Annotated in this window: 1 protein-coding gene; it reads left to right on the top strand. The window is 39.7% G+C overall.

The features are described from left to right. Positions 1-546, top strand: a 546-nt coding sequence (locus HMPREF2937_RS13810) for an FIVAR domain-containing protein (RefSeq protein WP_180364647.1), incomplete at both ends; no start/stop codon positions are given.

Genomic DNA, 546 nt, shown 5'->3' with positions numbered 1-546 from the left:
TGAAAGCAGAGCTTGAAAAAGCGAAAGCAATCAACAAAGATGAGTACACACCAGACAGTGTGAAACCATTAACTGATGCACAAACAGCAGGACAAGGAATTGTTGATGCACCGGATAATAAAACAACAGCAGAAATTGAAGCAGCAACCCAAGCATTGAAAGATGCTCAAAAAGACTTAGTTCAAAAAGCAGACAAAGCTGAATTACAAAAGGCAATCGATAAAGCTAATACTTTAGGTAACCTTGACGCGAATGATCCAGAAGACAAAGCGGTTCAAGATAAATTAGCAGATGCTGAAAGAGTTAAAGCTGATGATAATGCAACGCCACAACAAGTAGCAGAAGCAACAAAAGCATTAAACGATGCTATCGCAGCGAAAGAACATCAAGATGCTTTAGATGAATTAAATAAAGCAATCGACGCAGCAAACGCAGTCAATAAAGCTGACTATAAACCAAATACAGTGAAACCTTTAGAAGATGCAGTTAAAGCGGGCGAAGCTGCAAAAGCGGATGCGACTAAGACTCCACAAGAGTTGAAAGACG

This window comes from Staphylococcus sp. HMSC061G12, assembly GCF_001838465.1.
In the GTDB taxonomy this organism is placed as follows: domain Bacteria; phylum Bacillota; class Bacilli; order Staphylococcales; family Staphylococcaceae; genus Staphylococcus; species Staphylococcus simulans.
Note: the sequence above shows the minus strand (reverse complement) of the source record. Positions and strands in the feature narration are given on the sequence as shown.